The sequence below is a fragment of the Gilliamella sp. W8145 genome (genome assembly GCF_016101145.1).
Classification (GTDB): Bacteria; Pseudomonadota; Gammaproteobacteria; order Enterobacterales; family Orbaceae; genus Gilliamella; species Gilliamella apis_A.
Window position 1 is genome coordinate 708,852 of sequence record NZ_JACFRC010000001.1, and the last position, 19,660, is coordinate 728,511.

Annotated in this window: 20 protein-coding genes and 1 tRNA gene; 7 read left to right on the plus strand and 14 right to left on the minus strand. The window is 32.9% G+C overall.

All coding sequences use genetic code 11. The annotated features are described in order from the left end of the window. Positions 1-161: 161 nt before the first annotated feature. The 5 genes from H3T80_RS03190 to hemA form a co-directional block, all read right to left on the minus strand. Positions 162-719 carry a hypothetical protein gene (locus H3T80_RS03190; protein ID WP_198199973.1) on the minus strand — a complete coding sequence of 186 codons (558 nt, stop codon included), beginning with the start codon at positions 717-719 and terminating at the stop codon, positions 162-164. Between the two features lie 833 nt (positions 720-1,552). Then, positions 1,553-1,639 (minus strand) — tRNA-Leu (locus H3T80_RS03195). Positions 1,640-1,737: 98 nt separating this feature from the next. Beyond that, a complete protein-coding gene (locus H3T80_RS03200; RefSeq protein ID WP_110447810.1) occupies positions 1,738-1,980 on the minus strand; it encodes a zinc ribbon domain-containing protein in 243 nt (80 codons plus the stop codon). A 117-nt stretch (positions 1,981-2,097) separates the two neighbouring features. Next, entirely contained in the window at positions 2,098-2,352 is a 255-nt protein-coding gene (locus H3T80_RS12345) for a DUF1289 domain-containing protein (protein WP_110447809.1), read from the minus strand. 34 nt (positions 2,353-2,386) lie between these two features. Then, a complete protein-coding gene (hemA, locus tag H3T80_RS03210; RefSeq protein ID WP_198199977.1) occupies positions 2,387-3,658 on the minus strand; it encodes a glutamyl-tRNA reductase in 1,272 nt (423 codons plus the stop codon). A 159-nt stretch (positions 3,659-3,817) separates the two neighbouring features. Between hemA and lolB the strand changes: the two genes are divergently transcribed. Beyond that, on the plus strand, positions 3,818-4,438 hold the full coding sequence (lolB, locus tag H3T80_RS03215; protein ID WP_198199978.1) for a lipoprotein insertase outer membrane protein LolB: 621 nt from the start codon (positions 3,818-3,820) through the stop codon (positions 4,436-4,438). Between the two features lie 9 nt (positions 4,439-4,447). After that, positions 4,448-5,290, plus strand: coding sequence for a 4-(cytidine 5'-diphospho)-2-C-methyl-D-erythritol kinase (ispE, locus tag H3T80_RS03220; protein WP_198201117.1), 843 nt, complete (start codon positions 4,448-4,450; stop codon positions 5,288-5,290). 82 nt (positions 5,291-5,372) lie between these two features. Here ispE and H3T80_RS03225 read toward each other — a convergent pair whose 3' ends face one another. Next, positions 5,373-6,023 carry a DUF421 domain-containing protein gene (locus tag H3T80_RS03225; RefSeq protein WP_198199980.1) on the minus strand — a complete coding sequence of 217 codons (651 nt, stop codon included), beginning with the start codon at positions 6,021-6,023 and terminating at the stop codon, positions 5,373-5,375. 335 nt (positions 6,024-6,358) lie between these two features. Here H3T80_RS03225 and H3T80_RS03230 point away from each other — a divergent pair, with 335 nt between their 5' ends. Next, the gene (locus H3T80_RS03230) at positions 6,359-7,420 is read left to right on the plus strand and encodes a bifunctional transcriptional activator/DNA repair enzyme AdaA (RefSeq protein ID WP_198199982.1); all 1,062 of its coding nucleotides are present in this window, start codon (positions 6,359-6,361) and stop codon (positions 7,418-7,420) included. 196 nt (positions 7,421-7,616) lie between these two features. On the opposite strand, the gene H3T80_RS03235 is transcribed toward H3T80_RS03230, so the two are convergent. From H3T80_RS03235 to H3T80_RS03245, 3 genes are read right to left on the minus strand one after another with little or no spacing between them, the layout of a single operon-like run. Then, positions 7,617-8,300, minus strand: a complete 684-nt coding sequence (locus H3T80_RS03235) for a response regulator transcription factor (RefSeq protein ID WP_086320679.1) — start codon at positions 8,298-8,300, stop codon at positions 7,617-7,619. Between the two features lie 4 nt (positions 8,301-8,304). Further along, positions 8,305-9,747, minus strand: a complete 1,443-nt coding sequence (locus tag H3T80_RS03240; RefSeq protein WP_198199984.1) for a cell wall metabolism sensor histidine kinase WalK — start codon at positions 9,745-9,747, stop codon at positions 8,305-8,307. Positions 9,748-9,749: 2 nt separating this feature from the next. Continuing rightward, positions 9,750-11,096, minus strand: a complete 1,347-nt coding sequence (locus H3T80_RS03245) for a VWA domain-containing protein (protein ID WP_110447802.1) — start codon at positions 11,094-11,096, stop codon at positions 9,750-9,752. A gap of 270 nt (positions 11,097-11,366) precedes the next feature. Between H3T80_RS03245 and apt the strand changes: the two genes are divergently transcribed. From apt to H3T80_RS03260, 3 genes are all read left to right on the plus strand, one after another. After that, the gene (apt, locus tag H3T80_RS03250) at positions 11,367-11,912 is read left to right on the plus strand and encodes an adenine phosphoribosyltransferase (RefSeq protein ID WP_086320681.1); all 546 of its coding nucleotides are present in this window, start codon (positions 11,367-11,369) and stop codon (positions 11,910-11,912) included. A gap of 242 nt (positions 11,913-12,154) precedes the next feature. Next, positions 12,155-12,925, plus strand: a complete 771-nt coding sequence (gene ddaH, locus H3T80_RS03255; protein ID WP_198199986.1) for a dimethylargininase — start codon at positions 12,155-12,157, stop codon at positions 12,923-12,925. A gap of 44 nt (positions 12,926-12,969) precedes the next feature. Next, the gene (locus H3T80_RS03260) at positions 12,970-14,379 is read left to right on the plus strand and encodes a basic amino acid/polyamine antiporter (RefSeq protein ID WP_198199987.1); all 1,410 of its coding nucleotides are present in this window, start codon (positions 12,970-12,972) and stop codon (positions 14,377-14,379) included. A 15-nt stretch (positions 14,380-14,394) separates the two neighbouring features. Here H3T80_RS03260 and H3T80_RS03265 read toward each other — a convergent pair whose 3' ends face one another. Further along, a complete protein-coding gene (locus tag H3T80_RS03265) occupies positions 14,395-15,141 on the minus strand; it encodes a tRNA1(Val) (adenine(37)-N6)-methyltransferase (protein WP_198199988.1) in 747 nt (248 codons plus the stop codon). Then, the gene (nfi, locus tag H3T80_RS03270; protein ID WP_198201119.1) at positions 15,131-15,796 is read right to left on the minus strand and encodes a deoxyribonuclease V; all 666 of its coding nucleotides are present in this window, start codon (positions 15,794-15,796) and stop codon (positions 15,131-15,133) included. Before nfi ends, H3T80_RS03265 begins: the two co-directional genes overlap by 11 nt. A gap of 60 nt (positions 15,797-15,856) precedes the next feature. On the opposite strand from nfi, the gene H3T80_RS03275 reads away from it, so the two are divergent. Continuing rightward, a complete protein-coding gene (locus tag H3T80_RS03275; protein ID WP_198199989.1) occupies positions 15,857-16,438 on the plus strand; it encodes a YigZ family protein in 582 nt (193 codons plus the stop codon). A 322-nt stretch (positions 16,439-16,760) separates the two neighbouring features. On the opposite strand, the gene H3T80_RS03280 is transcribed toward H3T80_RS03275, so the two are convergent. The 3 genes from H3T80_RS03280 to H3T80_RS03290 form a co-directional block, all read right to left on the minus strand. Beyond that, a complete protein-coding gene (locus H3T80_RS03280; RefSeq protein WP_198199990.1) occupies positions 16,761-17,411 on the minus strand; it encodes a hypothetical protein in 651 nt (216 codons plus the stop codon). Between the two features lie 193 nt (positions 17,412-17,604). Then, positions 17,605-18,396, minus strand: coding sequence for a hypothetical protein (locus tag H3T80_RS03285; RefSeq protein ID WP_198199991.1), 792 nt, complete (start codon positions 18,394-18,396; stop codon positions 17,605-17,607). Positions 18,397-18,429: 33 nt separating this feature from the next. Further along, complete coding sequence (locus H3T80_RS03290) at positions 18,430-19,632, minus strand: MFS transporter (RefSeq protein WP_198199992.1); 1,203 nt, start codon at positions 19,630-19,632, stop codon at positions 18,430-18,432. Positions 19,633-19,660: the final 28 nt, after the last annotated feature.

Consider the following 19,660-nt stretch of genomic DNA (forward strand, 5'->3'; position numbering starts at 1 on the left):
AACCCTCTAGTTGGGTAAATTCTGATCCAACACAGACCATTCACCATTACCACTTAAAAAGACGAGTTAATTGTTCAATTTGTGAACTAGATCACTGAGTGGATAAATAGTTAGTTCAGTTCTGCGACTAGTCTCGCAGAACTAGATGACAGATGCATAAACTAAAGATCATCTGTACATACGACATCAATTGCACCACAAGCTCTAAATAACCATTTCAATGCACCTGATGAAAAAGGATCATCTAATGCTGTAACCTCGATTAAAAAATGTGTATTTTCAATTTCACCATCAAATTTATGAGCATTCCACCAAAACCACTCTCTACAATCAGGCTCTAGCCATGCTAACCAATTAGATAAAGTCCATGCTTCATCTTTTTTAGCTTCTTCTATTTTTTGCTCATAACTTAAGCTATCCCAATATATTTGTTGATTTTTTACTTCTTCTTCAGTTAATTCTTTAGCACAATGATTAATAAATATATCAGGTAATATTTTTTTCCATAATTCAAAAGAAGGCCAAACTAACTCTGAATTATAGTTTACTATCACTAACACTCGTTTAGCTAAGTTTAACACTTCATCAGCATTATTATTACAACGAATAATAAACCTAGCTATACCAACCCCTATAGCTTTAACAGTATGATCTGGAGGATTTTCAAATCTTTCCCTTTCTAATAATAACTGTTTACTAAATTCACTATTTATTACCATCTTTACCATCTCTTGAGACAATAGAATTTATTAATTCACCAAATTGATAGAGTTTTATTATTTAGTTTGGTTAGAATGCTTACATCAGGTCCATTCTTATACTCCATCATTGTTAACCAATTTTGCTTCAGCAGAGTCGGCGTTAAAGCGCCCATAATAGGATCAAAAACAATTACCAATTTTCTTTTGCCTCTAAAATTGTTTCTTTAAAAAAATACCGAAATCTTTTGCAACTTTTGTACTCATAATATACCTATTTTTTAAATTCATTCGCTCTATTTTTCTAGTATTCAGGGTGCCATTTCATAAACTCATATAGATCTATCCCTGATGGAATAAAACTATCATCAACATGGATTAAAATAGAAACTGCGATCTCATTATATACCTTCTTAAATTCTTATTGAGTCATTTTATAAGTAGTGCTTTTCCAAGGATAATGAATTAAAACATTACTAACTTTATCTGTTCCTTTAATAACTCCCCTAGTGACCAACCTTATTACCTTGATCCCATATCATGGCACTTCATAATCCTGTTTGATTTACTATTTCAAAAGCACCCTCACCCAAATAGCCACCTTTCCAATCAATTCCCCCTTTTTACTGAGATCATTGGCTAACCGGTTAGCAGCTTTAATTATAATGGATCTATATCTGCTAACTATTAATAGATTTATTAAATGAATATTGATATGAGAAATTAAATATGATTGATGAATTTAAGGTTGGTTAAAAATTTTCAAAAGAAAAATAACTCGCCATTTTACCGCCATTCAAAATTTTTTTGATATTTGACTTACGAAAGAATGAGAATTAACTAATTGATTTTATTGGTGCCAGTGGTCGGACTCGAACCGACACGCTTTTAAGGGCGGCGGATTTTGAATCCGCTGCGTCTACCAATTTCGCCACACTGGCATTAGAAGTGTAAAAAGTAAACGTTGGCAATTATACTAAGCTTTGCAATATCTGCAACAGATATTATTCTAAATGCTGTTAGTTGCCTAAAAATTCTACTACCATCTACGTTTCCAGGCTGGTAATTTTTTTAAAATTGTATAAGCGGTCTCTTTGGCAACACCATAATCAATATTATGATTATTAGCATATTTAAGTGTTACCTCGTGCCATTTTTCGTCAAATGATTTCATTGTTCCATCGCTATGAGCACAATGTTTACAGTAGTTTTTTGACATATCATGCAGAGGATAATCAGCAATAGCCGTCATGGGCATACCACATGCAATACACATTTTCATATTTTCTATCCCCATTAATTAGCGAAGGTAATTAATACAAAACCATAATAATATACTTAAAAATGCTACTCCGAGTTGAGCAGGATTACAAGTTATAGAAAAATAGATGTTTAAATATCAAAAATTAAAATCGATTTGTGAAAAAGTAATTTGATTATTTTGTTGTCGTTGCTGCTGCAAGAATTGATAATAACGTCTTATGGCCCTTTGTCTACATAATCGCAAAACTTCTTGTTTTTGATAATTAGAATAATTTAGCCAATTAAATCTTTCGTCGCGAGAACGATAGCATTTTATACAATACCCTTGCCTATCCATTTGACATACTCTTTGGCAAGGGCTTGGTATGTCAAAAAATTCAATTTGGTCCAATAACTACATCATCCTTTGTAGATTCAATCAAAAATTAATTATCTTCTAGTCCTAATCCTTTGCTTAAGACTTTAAAACAATCATCACAGTCATGCGTTGCAGCATCCAGCAGTATTCGAGTTGGTGCATGGATTAATTTATTGGTTAATTTGTGCGAAAATTCAAAAATAACATCATCAATATTGGCGCCTTGTTTAATCGCATTTAATGCTTTTAATTCTAATTGACGTTTAATGGTTTGAGCGTTATTACGGTACTGTTTAACATACTCTACCGCATGGCGTGTTTTTAACCAATCAATATATTGCTCTGCTTGCTCTTGAATTATGTACTTGGCTTCATTGGCTGCGATTACACGTTGCTCAAGATTATTTTGTACCGTTTGTTGTAGATCATCGACAGTAAATAGATGCACATCTCCCAATTGGCTTATTTCTGACTCAACATCTCGAGGTACAGCTAAATCAATAAATAACATCTTTTTATTATTTCGATCATGCATAGTGCGCTCTACCATCCCCTTGCCAATGATAGGCAATGGGCTAGCAGTTGAGCTAATAACAATATCAACATCTTTCAGCCGATTAGCTATATCAGGTAATGAAATAATTTCAGCCTCAATAAATGAAGCTAATTTTAATGCTTTGTCTCGAGTTCGATTGGCAACAATGACATGTTTAAAACCATGAGGTTTGAGATAACGTGAAATTAGTTCAATTGTTTCACCAGCTCCGACTAACATCACACTTAATGCAGAGGTATCAGTAAAAACATCACGAGCCACTAGGCAGGCAGCATAAGCAACCGATGCAGTATTGGCGCCAATATTCGTTTCAGTACGAACAATTTTAGCTACATGAAAAATGGATTGAAAAAGTTTTTCCAATTCCGCTGATAAACAATTGTTTTGCTGTGAAAAACTATATGCTTGTTTAACTTGACCTAAAATTTGCGGTTCACCAATAATTAATGAATCAATGCCGCAAGCTACCGACATAAGATGTTCAACTGCTTGCCGACCATCATAACAGTAAAATGATGATTTAAATAAAGCCAAATCAATACCATGATATTGTGCTAACCAATTTTCAACCGATTGTCTTACCCGCAGAAAATCACTTTCATGATCATAACTTAAGTAAATTTCGGTTCGATTACAGGTTGATAGGATGACACAGCCAGCAATTAAAGGATGCTGATATAAACTATATAATGCTTTATCAATAACCTCATTAGAAAAGGCCAGTTTTTCTCTTAAAGAAACGGGTGCTGTTTTATGATTGACACCTAATACAGTAATAGACATTGCATTGATTCTTTTGTAATAGTTTGTAAAGTTTTTATTAAGAACTCATTATACCTAAAAAAAATAATAAAGGTTAATTTCAGTTACCTTTTCTTATTCAACTAATTATCAGCTATAATACGCCTTACTTTTGACCATACACAACTAAAGAGTTAATTTATGTCTAAAATTAAATATGTGTTCATATTCATTCTGCCGTTTATACTTAGTGCATGCCAAACAACAAAATATCAAACTAATGTATCTGTAGAACAGCAATGGCAAAACCATAAACAAGTTCTTGCACAAATTAATTCATTTCAAGTTAATGGTAGTATTGCTCATATAGGAACGAAAACTAAAAGTTATGGCCGTTTTATTATTACACAGCAATCTGAAAATTATTATGACGTTAAATTAACTACGCCAATTGGCACAAATATTTTAACCTTAAAAGCTGAACCTAATTACGCCGAATTAATTGATAACAACAACGTTCGCTACCATGATGTTAATGTGGAACTATTAATGAAGAAAATATCCAATATTAATATCCCACTCAATTCGTTACATAATTGGTTGAAAGGTTTTTCTGATGATAGCCAAGCTGATAAAATTGACAGCTCAGGTAGATTATCCTCCACCTCATTTATGCAAAATAACAATAAATGGTCACTAAAGATTAGCAGCTACGCTACTTATACCTATAAAAATAAAAAAATTGATTTACCTGCTATTATTGAACTTTCTCATGATGATGAATTAATTCGTTTGAAAATTAGCAATTGGATATTACGATAACGGATAATGATTATGACTCAATGGTTATCACCAGCTAAATTAAATCTTTTTTTATATATAACTGGACGACGTCCAGATAATTATCATGATTTACAAACTTTGTTTCAATTTATTGATATTTGCGACAAATTGACCATTACGACTCGTGATGATGGGCAAATTAATCTATTAACGCAATTTGATAATATCCCAGCAGATAAAAATCTTATTATTATAGCCGCTAAGCGTTTAAAATCTTATGTAAACACTAATAAGCTTGGTGCAGATATTGCCATAGATAAAATGATCCCCATGGGCGGTGGACTTGGTGGCGCTTCGTCAAATGCAGCGACAGTACTGGTTGCGTTAAATCAATTATGGGGTTTACATCTGTCGCAAACTACCTTGATGAAAATAGGTAGTACAATCGGTGCCGATGTACCTATTTTTATTTATGGTCATGCTGCTTTTGCAGAAGGTATTGGTGATCAGTTGCAACAAGTTGATATACCTCAATATTGGTATTTAGTCAGCAACCCTAATATAGAAATTTCAACGGTTACGGTGTTTAATGATCCAAATTTACCACGAAATACACCTAAGCGTAGTATTGAACAACTGATGTCAATTTCTATTGATGATTTTAGTAATGATTGTGAAACTGTAGTGCGTCAGCGTTACCCTGAAATTGATAACCATATTCAGCAGTTATCGCGATATGCGCCAACCAGATTAACTGGCACCGGCGCCTGTGTATTTACACGTTGTGAGTCAAAGCAACATGCGTTATCAATACAGAGCGAACTTAAATCCAACTCCGTAAAAAGCTTTATTGCTAAATCATTAAACATATCACCACTATACGCGAATTAAATAATTTTCTTAAAGCAATAATCATTGACCATATAAGTGATTTAAATTTATATGGTCAGTGGTTAGTTATAAAAACATAAACTCATTTTACTGCATCATTAGGTATTACAAAAAGTCGATGATCATAATATTCCACACAATAAAGCCCTTGGAAACTCTTATAACCTTGTTTTGCTAAGTTTGATTTTAACCATTTTTCATCTTTACCAATTTGTTTTAAAACATCATCTACTGGTTGTTCATTTTCTAATACAATAACCGATATATCTTTGTCACCTTTTTTTACAATAGATAATTGCCCATTCGGTTCCAAAATTGCTTTTTCAACATCATGAATAGTAAAAACATTTTTCATTCTAAGCAATACAGCAAAACTAGCTAGATCTAAATTAATTGAGGTGAAAGCGTCCAATTTTAATTTACCCTGATCCATCAATATAATTGGATTACCGACAATAAATGCCTTAGCATTTTGACTGCGTTTTTTTAAATAATTAGAGCTATACATAATTGCCGTCCACATCAACAGAACGACAATAAAATCATATATGGTTAATTTGGGGTTATAGATAATCCCGCCAGCAATGCCACCTAAAATCATATTTCCAATAAAATCAATGCTCGACATTTGTGATAATGAAGTTTTGCCGGTTATTTTTAAAAATAACAGAATACAGATAAATACAACCAACAACTTTAAAGCAATAATAACGAAATCAAGATAACTAAGCATAGTACTCTCCAAAATAATAAATGCCTAAGGCAATAGAAGCAATTAGTACTAAAATTGGTCATAAAAACAGATTTAAATATTAAGTATTTACAAAAAATATTAACAACAATGAACGAAGGAATGACTATTAAATAATAAAAATCTTGAGTGATAACAAGTGATGTATCAATATTAGATTGATAATGGTCATTTTAGCAATTTATTTTTATTAAACAGCTAAAAAATTTACGAAGAAAGTGAATAAAAATAGTTGTCAATTTTTCGGTTGCGCAACGAATAGCATTTTTAATAAGCTTAGTTCATAAATTACCGAAACTTAGACAAGATAGAATAAAATGCTAATAACTAACCCTAATCAAAAAGAGACTTATTACCGAGCTTTACTTGAAAGAGATCATAGCTATATTGGGATCTTTTATGTCGGAGTCAAAACCACTTCGGTATTTTGTATTGCAACTTGCCGAGCAAGAAAACCAAAATTTGCCAATGTTGAATTTTTCGATTCATTCAAATCAGCGCTTGATGCCGGTTATCGACCTTGCAAAATATGCAAACCAACCGAAAATGCTAATCAAGCACCAGATGAAATAATTAAAGCCCTAGCATTAATTAATAATAATCCTAAACAAAAGATCACTGATTATCAGCTCAGACAAAATAAACTAAGTCCTGAAACTCTTCGCCGTTGGTTTAAAAAACATTACGGAATTACTTTTCATGCTTATCAACGAATGTATCGAATTAACAGTGCTTTTCAAGAATTAAAATCAGGAAAAAATGTTATTAATACTGCCTTTGATACTGGTTACAATTCCTTAAGTGGTTTTGGTTATACTTATAAAAAAATCATGAAAAAGTCACCTTCAGCAAACCAACAGCAAGACGTTATTTTAATCGATAGATTAACCTCCCCTTTAGGTCCTATGTTTATTTGTGCAACAAATCAAGGAATTTGTTTATTAGAGTTTGTAGATAGAAGAATGTTAGAAACAGAATTTGAACAACTACAAAGCCTACTTAAAATGAAGATTATTTTTGGCGAAAATGAACATATCAAACAAGCTAAGGTTGAAATTGCCGAATATTTTTCAGGAACAAGAACAAACTTTACCGTTGCCTTACATACACCTGGCACCCTATTTCAACAAACCGTTTGGGATTGCTTAAAACACATTCCCTATGGAGAATTGACCACTTATAAACAGCAAGCACAAAGAATTAATAATCCACAAGCAATTCGAGCTGTCGCCAATGCCAATGGTTATAATAGAGTGGCGATTATTGTCCCTTGTCATCGAGTAATAGGATCGAATGGAGAACTAATTGGTTATGGCGGTGGATTAGAAAGAAAAAAATGGTTAATTGAACATGAAAATAAAAATCGTAACCATCGATAATTATCAAAAATTATAATTATAAATCAATATGCAAATCTCAATTAGATGATACTGTAAAAGCTATAGAAAAAAATTGCTGTGATACCTTATGTCAAGTCTCATCTAATCAGAATTATTTGCTCAATATAACGTCATCTCTTTTTGAGATGATGACTTAACATGCTGAAAAATCAGCTCAATAGAGTGTATAGCAAATTTAATGTCTATAACCAATTCCATGTACCGTTTTTATTAAAGTTGGTATGCTTGGGTTAATTTCTATTTGTTTTCTCAATTTTGAAATATGTTGATCAAGAGTTCGACTATTAGGTAAAAAATCATATCCCCATACATAATCAAAAAGCATATCTCGAGTAACAACTTGATTTTTATATTGATATAAACATTCTAAAATCTTAATTTCTCGTAAAGTTAATTCAATAATCTGATCATTTCTTTTAGCGTATAATTCGGTAGGATATACATTTAAATCGCCAAATTGAAAATAATCTTCTTTAGAAAGATTTCGATGTTTAGATTTTAAATAACGTTTAGCAATAGCCTTAATTCTTGCTCTAAGCTCATGAATACCAAAAGGTTTATTCATATAATCGTCAGCACCTAGTTCTAAACCAATAACCCGATCGATTTCTTCATCTTTAGCGGATAAAAATAAAATTGGCACATCTTCATTTAATTTACGGATTGCACGGCAAACAGAATAGCCATCAAGCTCGGGCATCATAATATCTAAAATAATAAAATCGGGTTGGTATTGATTGAATAGTTCCAGCGCAACTTTACCATTAACAGCTTTAATAATAATGTAGCCCTCTTTTTCTAACAAATCTGACATGCCATTAAGAATGTGCTTATCGTCTTCAGCAATTAAAATTTTCATTCTACTACTCCATTAATATCAGTGAAAATGCCATTCCCGGATTATGATTCAAAACTTTAATCTCTCCGTGGATCTGACTAGCTAACTGCTTGGCAATCGTCAAACCGATTCCTGTACCCGAAACGCCTTCAGTTATCGATGAATTGACTCGATAAAATGGTTCAAAAATCTGTTTTAATAGATGGCTGGCAATACCATCTCCATAATCACGAACAGTAATTGTGACCAGTTTTCCTTTTCTGGTCAAAGATAAATCAATTCGTTTACCATTAAAAGCATATTTTTCGGCATTGCTCAAAAAGTTATTGAGAATTTGCATGACACTATCTTCATCAGTATCAACTATACAATCATTTTCAAGAGTAGTGATGTTCAGTTGTAATGATTTAGCCTCTAAAATAGGTTTAAAAGTTTGATATATCTGTTTAATTAGTATGGTTAAATTTACTTGTTTTATATTTAAACGACTTGGCTTATTAAAAGTTAAAACATTTTGCACCAATCGCGTAAGTCGTTTACTTTCTGCACTAATTATATGCAGATAATCAGGAACAGGCGCTGGCTCATCTTCTAAATATTCAGATAACATTTCTGAATAAAGAGAGATATTGGTTAAAGGCGTTTTAAACTCATGCGAAACCTGCCCAACAAAACTTACTTGTTGTTTTGCTAAACGAAGTGTTCGGGTATATTCTCGATAACCGTAACCAATAAGCCCAAGCAAAACGATAAAAAATAATCCTATAACGCCTGAACCTAATAAATATAAATTAACTAAGTTTGGTGAAGAATAATAATAGGTTAAATGCCAATTTTGTAGGGGATAATTAAGCCTTAGAGAAATTTCATTATCGAATTTTTCACCATTACTATATATCTGTTTATCGCCATCGGATAATTTAAAATTATCATCAGAATCATAAGTATCTAATAAACTGATAACATCAAATGAAAACTTTATATTGGAAAATTCAAAACCAATAATATTATCCGATTGAATTGTCCAATAAATTAAGTGGTTATATATTTGATACCAACCAGAGCTTGGTTGAGATTGTTCTGAATAATCTTGTTGATTGATCAAAACAGAATTATCTAATGCAATTGATTCAACCAGATTGTGCCATTGAGAATCATCAGAATCACTTAAAAATAAAATCCTATTTTTGTTGATGATAAAAATATTCTTAAAATCCGTTTCCGTTTCTAATAAATCCTCAGCTTTACCATAGTCATTATCAATTTGTAATGCCAAACTATTAAGATAAGATAGACGTTGATTCAACAACGATTCAATCGATAATTTGATATTATTCATATGACTTTTAGCGAGTAAGGTTTCATTATTTTCTCTTAATAAAACCTCATGTTCAACGCTTCGCCAACCTAAATAACTTATAAATGTCATTAATATCAATAAAGATAAAATCGTTGTTAATTTCTTCATAACTATTTTTTAATTACATTACTTTTTGACTCAAACTGTTGTTGAGTTATTATTTTACGAGAAACATTTCTATTCTGATTTTTAACGGCATCAGCCATAATATTATTTTTCTCAATTTGGCCATCTAATCTCGCTTTTGACGAAGGTGATACGATTATGTCTGAAAATGATGCAAGTCTACTGCTATTTTCTATAAGCATCATTTCTGCTTGCTCTTGCATACCTTGATCATAGAGCTCTAATGCTTTTTCATTCGCAATTGTCACTTTTTGAATTTCTGACTCTGCTAAGACATCTTGGATTATTGAATCCTCGACCAATTTTTGATTATTGGTATACGCAATGTTAACCGATTGCGTTTGATGTTCAATCTTATTTACCAATAAATTATCATACTTCAAATCAACTTGAGCTAAAGTTTTATTTTGACCCACTTTACCTTCATCAGGTATCACTTCTAACAATACATACTTTTCTTGGTTGGAAAACAATTGATTCATTTTAACCGTGACTTGATTCTCTTTGATCACGCCATCTCGACCAAGTAAACGCACAGGTTTAACACCATCTTTCAATTGAATAGTAATCACAACGTCTTGAGCAATAGTTGACATTACATCAGTAAATTCGTGAACAAACACATTTTCGAGATCGGCAGAATTATTTACAAACACATGATTTCCATCACTATAACTTGCGATCGATGACATTAATAATTCATTATAATCAGAACCTATCCCCATAGTGGTAATAGCAATATTCTTTTTCGCGGCAATAATAGCCAATTCAGATAGCTCATTTACTGAGCTTGGACCAACATTAGCCTGACCATCAGATAGCAAAATAATACGATTAACTTTATCTTTTGTCAGTTGATTTTCAACTTGCTTAATACCTTTACTTAAGCCAGCAAATAAAGCTGTTCCTCCACCGGCAAAAACATTTTTATTAATTAATTGTATAATTTTTTGTTTATTTTTTACTTTGGTTGCAGGCACAATCACTTTTGCTTCATTATCATAAGCAACAATAGATAGCGTATCTTCTTCGTTCAATAAATTAACCGCAAAAATAGCTGCTTCTCTCGCTTTTTCGATGCGCTCCCCACCCATTGAACCTGATTTATCAATAACAATCGCTAAATTAATAGGAACGCGTTTATTGGTATCAATTTTTTGGCCTGATAATGAGACTTTTAAGTAATTTTTTTCTGGATGGCCTTCCATTATAACTGGTGAAGACAATTCTGAACGAACTTGAATTTGTTTAACCCCACTGTTTTGTTCTGCATAGCTTAATAAGCTACAAATAGAAAGCCCCAACATGGCAAATATTTTGATAAATTTCATAGTGTTTCCCTTCCTGTATAAAGTTTATTCAATTATTCACCGATTGCCAAATAAACTGTCTAATTAATGTATTTAATTGTAAAAGTTTGTAAAAAGTAAAATCATAACCGAGATAAAATTATCGTTTAAAAATATTTCTATTCGTACTTAAACTAACCAATCTCTAGATTTTACGGTGTGTTAACTGTTTGTTTATTGCCAGTCAAAACCGCATAGGTATATAATAAAATATTATTTGCTCTTAAAGAGAATAGTTAGAGAACATTTAATATGACTCAATCAAAACTTGAACTTATCAGAAATAGTATTATTACTATACCTAATTATCCTAAACAAGGGATTTTATTTCGGGATATTACCAGTTTATTAGAAGACCCAATCGCCTTCAGAACATCAATCGATCTTTTAATTGAGCATTATAAAGATAAAAAAATTGATAAAGTTGTTGGCACCGAAGCGCGTGGTTTTATTTTTGCCGCCCCTCTTGCTTTAGCCTTAGGTGTTGGTTTTGTGCCTGTTAGAAAACCGAATAAGTTACCGCGTCACGTTTATAGAGAAGAATATCAACTCGAATATGGTACCGATACTTTAGAAATGCATTGTGATGCCATAAAACCTAATGAGCGAGTATTGATTATTGACGATCTACTAGCAACAGGAGGGACCGTTGCAGCAACCGCTAAATTAATTCAAAAAGCGGGAGGGATCGCTGAAGATGCCGCTTTTGTCATCAATTTACCTGATTTACAGGGTAAAACCAAATTAACCGCTATGGGAATCAACTGCTATACGTTAGTCGATTTTGCTGGTGAATAATCTTTATATTATCGGGCGATAATTCGCCCTACTTCTAATCTCATATTAGCGATGCTTATTTTAAATATAAACAATTAATTGTTGTTACTCACCATTTATAAATTCCTCTCAATATTTCTGATCAACAAAATAGCATAAAAATGCATATTACAAACCTATAAGCTAATCAAAAAGCTTGATTTTGTTTTTTTAATGAATTATTATGCAAAATTACTGCATAATTATTACAAGGAATTTATAAGATGAAAAAATTTAGTCATATCATTGCTAGAACACCGGCGAAATCATTAATTAATGGCTTAACGTCAGCTAATCTAGGCAAACCTGACTATCAAAAAGCGCTCGATCAACATAACAGCTACATTCGAGCATTACAACAATGCGATGTCGATATCACCATTCTGCCAGCCAGTGAAGAATTTCCTGATTCAGTTTTTGTTGAAGATGTTGCCCTTTGTACACCTCATTGCGTAATCATTACTAGACCAGGAGCCGAATCTCGTCGAGCTGAAACAGAACTAATTACTGAGGCGGTTAGTCGTTTTTATCCAAATAAAGTTGAATATATTAAGGCACCAGGCACCGTAGAAGCGGGTGACATCATGATGGTTGAGAATCACTTTTACATTGGTCTTTCCGCTCGAACCAATCAAGAAGGTGCAAACCAAATGATTACAATATTGGAAAAATACGGTTTAACTGGTTCAGTCGTCACTTTAGAAAAAGTATTACACTTAAAAACGGGACTTGCCTATTTGGAACACAATAACTTATTAGCGGCAGGTGAATTTATTACTAAGCCAGAATTTCAACATCTCAATATCATTGAGATCCCTGAACAAGAAAGCTATGCCGCTAACTGTATATGGGTCAATGAACGAGTGATAATGCCAGCTGGTTATCCTATTACTAAAGCAAAAATTGAAGCACTCGGTTATCAGGTCATTGAAGTTGATACTTCAGAATATCGCAAAATCGATGGTGGAGTAAGCTGTATGTCATTGCGATTTTAATTTAAAAAACCACAAAAATTAAACCAACTAAATAAGAAAACAATATGAATACACCAGTAAGAAAAAAGCTTGGCATACTTCCTCTCACATTACTGGTGGTGGGAAGTATTGTCGGTAGTGGTATTTTTAGCCTACCACAAAATATGGCTGAAGGTGCCGGTGCCGGTGCGATACTTATCGCATGGGCCGTAACATTATTCGGCATGTTTATGCTGACACGAATATTTCAATATCTTTCTATTCGGTTTTACAAAATTAATGAAGGTTTATATGGTTATGTTCGTGAAGGATTTGGGGATTATATCGGTTTTAATGCCGCGTGGGGTTATTGGATATCAGCTTGGATGTCTTGTACTAGCTATTTAGTTATCTTATTTAGTGCATTAGGCTCTTTTGATTGTTTTGCATTTTTTGGTAATGGTACGACAATTCCTGCCGTTATTGCCGGACTTATCCTTTTATGGATTATGCACTTTTTTGTCATTAACGGAATTTACCAAGCATTTTTACTTAATTGCCTAGTAACGCTAGCTAAAATTGTACCTATCGGTTTATTTATCGTTTGTGTTGTTTTAGCCTTTAAAATTTCAACTTTTAACACTGATTTTTGGGGAACACCACAATTAGGTTCAATCATTGATCAGGTAAAATATACTATGCTTTATACTGTATGGGTTTATTTGGGGATTGAAAGTGCTACTGTCTATGCTGCACGAGCGAAAAATATAATCAGTATAAGTCGAGCCACCTTTTTTGGTTTTGCCATTACTAGTCTTTTATTAGTTTGTGTTTCCGTTCTTTCATTAGGCATTGTGCCACAACATGAACTCGCACAAATGAAAAATCCGTCAATGGCACTAGTCATTGAACATGTCGTTGGTAGTTGGGGCGCCACATTTATTAATATTGGTTTGATAGTTTCAGTAAGTGGTGGATTATTATCATGGTTAATGTTAGCTGCAGAAATGTTATTTTTAGCCGGTCAAGGTAAACAACATACAGTTCCTAGATGCTTTGGTAAACTTAATAAAAACAGCACACCAGCTAATGCTTTATGGTTAACAACCAGCTTAATTAGCTTGTTAATTATACTTGCTCATTTTTATGAATCTGGTTATAACACGCTGATTCAATTATCAACATCTATGGTGCTTATCCCCTATCTACTTTCAGCACTGTTTATGTTTAAATTAGCAATACATCAACCTAGAAAATATCTCATTTTCATTGGTGCATTTGGCTCGCTATATGGATTCTGGTTGATCTATGCTGGTGGCGTATCATATTTACTACTATCAATGATCTTATATAGTGTTGGGCTACTGTTTTATCTTTATGCCAGAAAGCAAAGACAACTATCAGCGTTTAGCTATTTACATGATAAAATTTATGCCATAACTATAGTGGTACTTGCCATTATAGCCATTGTTTATTTTTATATCATTCCTCATTAATCAATAATTAAGGCGTTATTTACGAAATAGATAAAAGTCGGCCAACAGTTGTCTAAATTGTTGGGAATAACGCCCTTCTTCATCTCGCATATCCAGTGATTGACGTTCAACACTAGCATGCTGATTAAATGAAAATGCCATCAGTACTAATGAATAATCTTTATTCGCTGTATATTTAACTTGCAGTTCATGACATAAATATAACTGGTTTAACGCAGTTAATTGTTTAAATTGTTCAGTAAGATGATAAGGTAAAACCAAACCAAACAACCCTTGCGGATTTAATAATCGTTTTACTACATCAATAAGTTGCTGATAGTTGAGACTTTCAGTATAACGGGCTAATTGCCGTTCTGTACTACGACACTCTACAGCAGACTGAAAATAAGGAGGATTAGTGACAATTAAATCATAACATCTTTGCTCAGTGGTCCTAAATTGATTCACATCGATATTTAATGGCTTAATATTTTTAAATCCTGCATTTAAGCTATTCTCTCGACATTGCAATACTGCTTGCATATCGATATCAATTGCATCAATTTGACATGCCTGATGTTCTAAACGTTGAGCCAACATTAAGGCAATTACGCCACATCCAGTACCGATATCTAAAACATGTTGTATATCACCTTTAATTGGTACCCATGCACCTAATAAACAACTATCAGTTGTCACCTTCATTGGACTTTTGTCGTGAGCAACAAAAAAACGTCTAAAGGTAAATCCACCTTGTTTTAATGGTAATTGATTATTTGCCATGCTTAAATTTTCTAAATAATGGTTTATTCGATGCAATTGCGTCAGCCCAGCGAGTTGGTTCAGGCAATCGATAACCTCGTAAACACTGTTTTACCCAATGTAATGCACTAGTTTGACTAATTTTGTGTCCTGCTGAAATAAATAACGGATTACAATTATTTTTACTCTGCAATACCCAACCAATTTGCTCATGTTTATCTAGCAAAGGGGTTACATTACCCGCTTTTTTTGCTTGCTCTTGATATTGCCCACATAATTTGCTTTTTGCGACACCTATAGTTGGCATATCTAACAATAAACCAAGATGACTAGCAATTCCTAAACGTCTTGGATGCGCTATCCCCTGACCATCAACTAATAGTAAATCTGGTTTATGTTTAAGCTGTTGCCATGCATTTAACAATGCTGGGTATTCTCGAAAAGATAGATATCCCGGAATATAGGGAAAACTTGTCGCTAATCGAGCAATATGATACTCGACCACATCAAAATCAGGGAAAGTCAATGTCACTATCGCTGCTCTGGTTACTGTTCCATCTTGCTCAAAACCAACATCTGTACCAGCAATTAACTTGATTGCTGGATTAAATTCATCAACCAGCCTCACCTGTTCGGCTAGTTGTTGTTGTGAATGTTTTAATTGTGCTAAATTGATAGACATTTCAATTCTGCTGAGTATTATGAGTTGCAATAAAACGATTTTACCAGAATTAGTATGTCTTATACATTAACAAATCCTAACCAATTAACCGAAGAGATAAAAAAAAGCCGCTTTATTGTCAATGCGGCTCCAATTATTAATGCTCAACAGGCAGCTGAGTTTATCGACAGCGTCAGTGATCCAAATGCAACACATAATTGTTGGGCATGGAAAATTGGTCAACAATATCGCTTTAATGATGATGGTGAACCAACCAGTACCGCAGGCCGCCCTATTTTATCTGCCATCGAAGGTCAAGATTGTGATCAGGTGGTAGTGGTAGTTACCCGTTATTTTGGTGGTATCAAATTAGGTACAGGTGGACTCATTCGGGCTTACGGTGGTTCGGCTAGTCATTGTTTACAACAAGCAGAATTAATTGAACTTATCACTAGAATTTCTTTGCAATTTCACTGCTATTACAATGAATGGCCAATTATCGAAAACCGTTTAAAAGAACTGGATGCACTCATTGAACAACAAGATTTTGATGCTGAAGGCGTAACTGTCAGTATTGCTATCACACTAGATAATCTAGCTATACTCAAAAAAAATATTAGCGATATTACTCGCGGTAGAGTGATTATCAAGACTTAAAATACCTGTATAAACACACAGTCAAATATAACAAAAAAATTGGTAGAAATTGTAGACTGAGTATTTTAATTATAAAACAAATGGTTATAATTAGAGTGTTCCCTATACACATAGGGATAAACCGCTTGATTTTAGTGACCTATTAGATATTGCATCGTGTTCCCTACCAATATAAAGATAGATTCAAAATGGATGAACATGACAGAAAGAGCTGGAATTATTTTTTTGGTCGTTTTCTTGTAAAATTTAACTATTTTTGACCAGTAAAACTCAATATTACTGGTCAAAAACTTGCTAAAAGAGAGTTAAATTTTCGGTTTGATTATTTAAACGCTACTAAACCTTTATAATGTTTATTTACAGCAGCTATTAACGACCTAACTTGTTCATCACCATCAATAAAAATATAAACATTATCTAATCGAGGATAATATTGCTTGAAAAATTTTCCACTTGGGGTTCTTGCTGGACAAAAATGGAAAACAAGTGCATCCTTGCTATACCCCATAGCCATAAAATCGTCCCAATAAAAAATACCTTCCATATCGATCGATTTTATGTAGATACCTTCTTGGAAATAAGCACAATAACATTCAACAGGCCATTCAAGATTTTTTTTATAAAGCTTCTTAACTGAACGTATTTCTAAATATATATTGAAATAATGATTTACAAGATAGACTAAAATTCCTATGTCAATTAAAGGAATTACAGTCAAATACTTTCCAACTTTGTTGGCAAAAGAAGGCGAGAATAAATTAATTATATAAGTTACTATAATGGCGAGGATAAAGGCAACAATCACAGCAAAAAAAGTGATTATTGCCTTTTTAGGAAAATACATACGATGTATTATTCGGGAAATTTTTGCCAAAAGCTCTGCTCGTGATTCAAATCTAATTGTACGCTCAAACAAAAAATGCGCCTCTTTAGGATCGAAAGCATAATAAGGTTCTTTTACTCGTTGTTTCATTGATATTCCTAATACGATTTATTTTAATGATAAACAGAATTATTATAGAACATCACGATTAGTTGTAAATTATCTCTTTCACTTTTCTATCGCATATAGAAATTCCCTTATAATTTTATGTAGTTAATTCTCCTATTAATATTTATTGTTAGCTAATATCTTTGTAAAACTTATTAAAATATTGAAGATAATTTTATTTATCTTTCAATTCATATACAGTACCGTCACCCCAAGTACCAATATAATAGCTACCATTATGATAAGCTAACGCTACTGCTCCAGATAAATTGCCAACTAAGGTCGATACTTTTTTAGTTTTTACATCAATTTGTCGAACCATTCCAGCACCATTATCAATAACGGCGGCAACATTTGGTGCAACTGTAACAATACCAACACCTGGGCGATTAAAATCCGAACCTAGCTCAGTTTTAGTGCCATTTGGGCTGATCATGGTTAAACGACCACTGTATTGTGAAACAACTAAACTGTTATCAGCTAATTGAGTTACACCAACTGGTGTGGTCAATCCACGAGCAATAATGCTTTTTTGCTTAGTTTTAAGATCAAGAGAAACTATCTCACCAGTTGAACGATTAGTAATGAGTAATTGGCCTTGATTAGAAAAAGCGATACCAGTAGGAGTATGATAACCATCAGATATTTTTTCTGATTTACCATTACTATCAATTTTTACAATATAATCATCGCCATATGATGAAACATAAACATTATCTTCTGCATCAATAACGATACCAGCTGGTGAAGATATACCTGAATAAAAAGTCTCTGTTTCACCATTTGATTTGACTCTCGTAACTGAGTTACCTGACCAATTGGTTACATACATTAATCCCTTACTATCAAACGCAATGCCTGTTGGTGCACTAAAGCTTGAAGAAATTTTAGTTAAATCAGCCATACAGAATGCTCCATAAAAACAACAAAATATAAATAGTGAAAATTGTAACAATCTTTTTTTCATGATGAGTCTCCTTAATAATTAATACCTACAATTTTATTTTCTATGATTACTTTTGATAAGTTGAATACCAACTAACGCTAAAACTAGATTAACAATTGTCAATAAGACACAAATAGCTATCACGCCATTCCAAGCCATATTTTGATAAACGATACCTAATAAATAGGTACCAATACTGCCTCCTGCCAAACAAGAAAGTAAATATAAGGATGAAATAGCTCCGCGTGAATTAATGGGTACATTTTTATTAAGCATGGCAATAACTAATGGTTGAATACCAAATACAAACAAAAACAAACTAAAAATCCCTAACCCAATAACATATAACCTTGAGCTATAACCAATAGTCACAACCGTTACACATACAGCTAACAAATAAATGATTAAAAGATAGCGTTCATTTATAACCCGTAATAATTTACTCGTAATTATGGTGCCAATAATCGCACTAAGCCCAGCAAAATTAAGCCATCCCAAAACTGTTGCAGATAAAGAAAAAGGTGCACTTTTTAGATAAAAAGTGAGTAGTGAAGATAATCCTAAATAAACAAAGAAAAGTAGAAAACCAACAGATAGAAATATTATCACTGTTTTATCAAATAATATTTTAATTGCCGTCAAATATGTACCAATTACACTGGTGGTTGAAGATTGATGGCTTGATTGTTTTATCGCGAAAGGAACAAAAAAACATGCGATCGTTATCAAACCGGCATATATGGCAAAGGCAACTTGCCAAGACCAAAAATCAGTTAACATAGCAACCAAACTTCGACTAAAAATAATACCTATAATTGAAGCTGAAATCATAATACCCATTGCTTGCGGTAACTTATGATTAGGCGTGTTTTTAGCTGTATAAGCAAACAATGCTGCCGGAACCGCTGCGGCAAAAAATCCGATCAATGACATAACCACCAAATATAAATTGAAACTATCTACAATCACAGATAACTCTAGGCAACAAACAGTTCCAATACTGCCAACCAAAACTAACAACTTGGTTGAAACTTTATCCGATAAAGGGCCATAAATAAAAAACGAGATAGCATAAAAAAAACACGATAAGCTGAATACATTTCTGGCGGCCAAAATATCGATATCATAAGTTTGAGAGATCTCTTGAAAGATAAGTTGACTTATATAAACCGATCCGACTAACAGCACAATTAATAATGCTGACAGCACTAAACGCGGTTTTGTCTGTATTGGCTCTTCTGTAGAGATGGATTTCATGAACAAAATACCAATTGCTAATTGATTA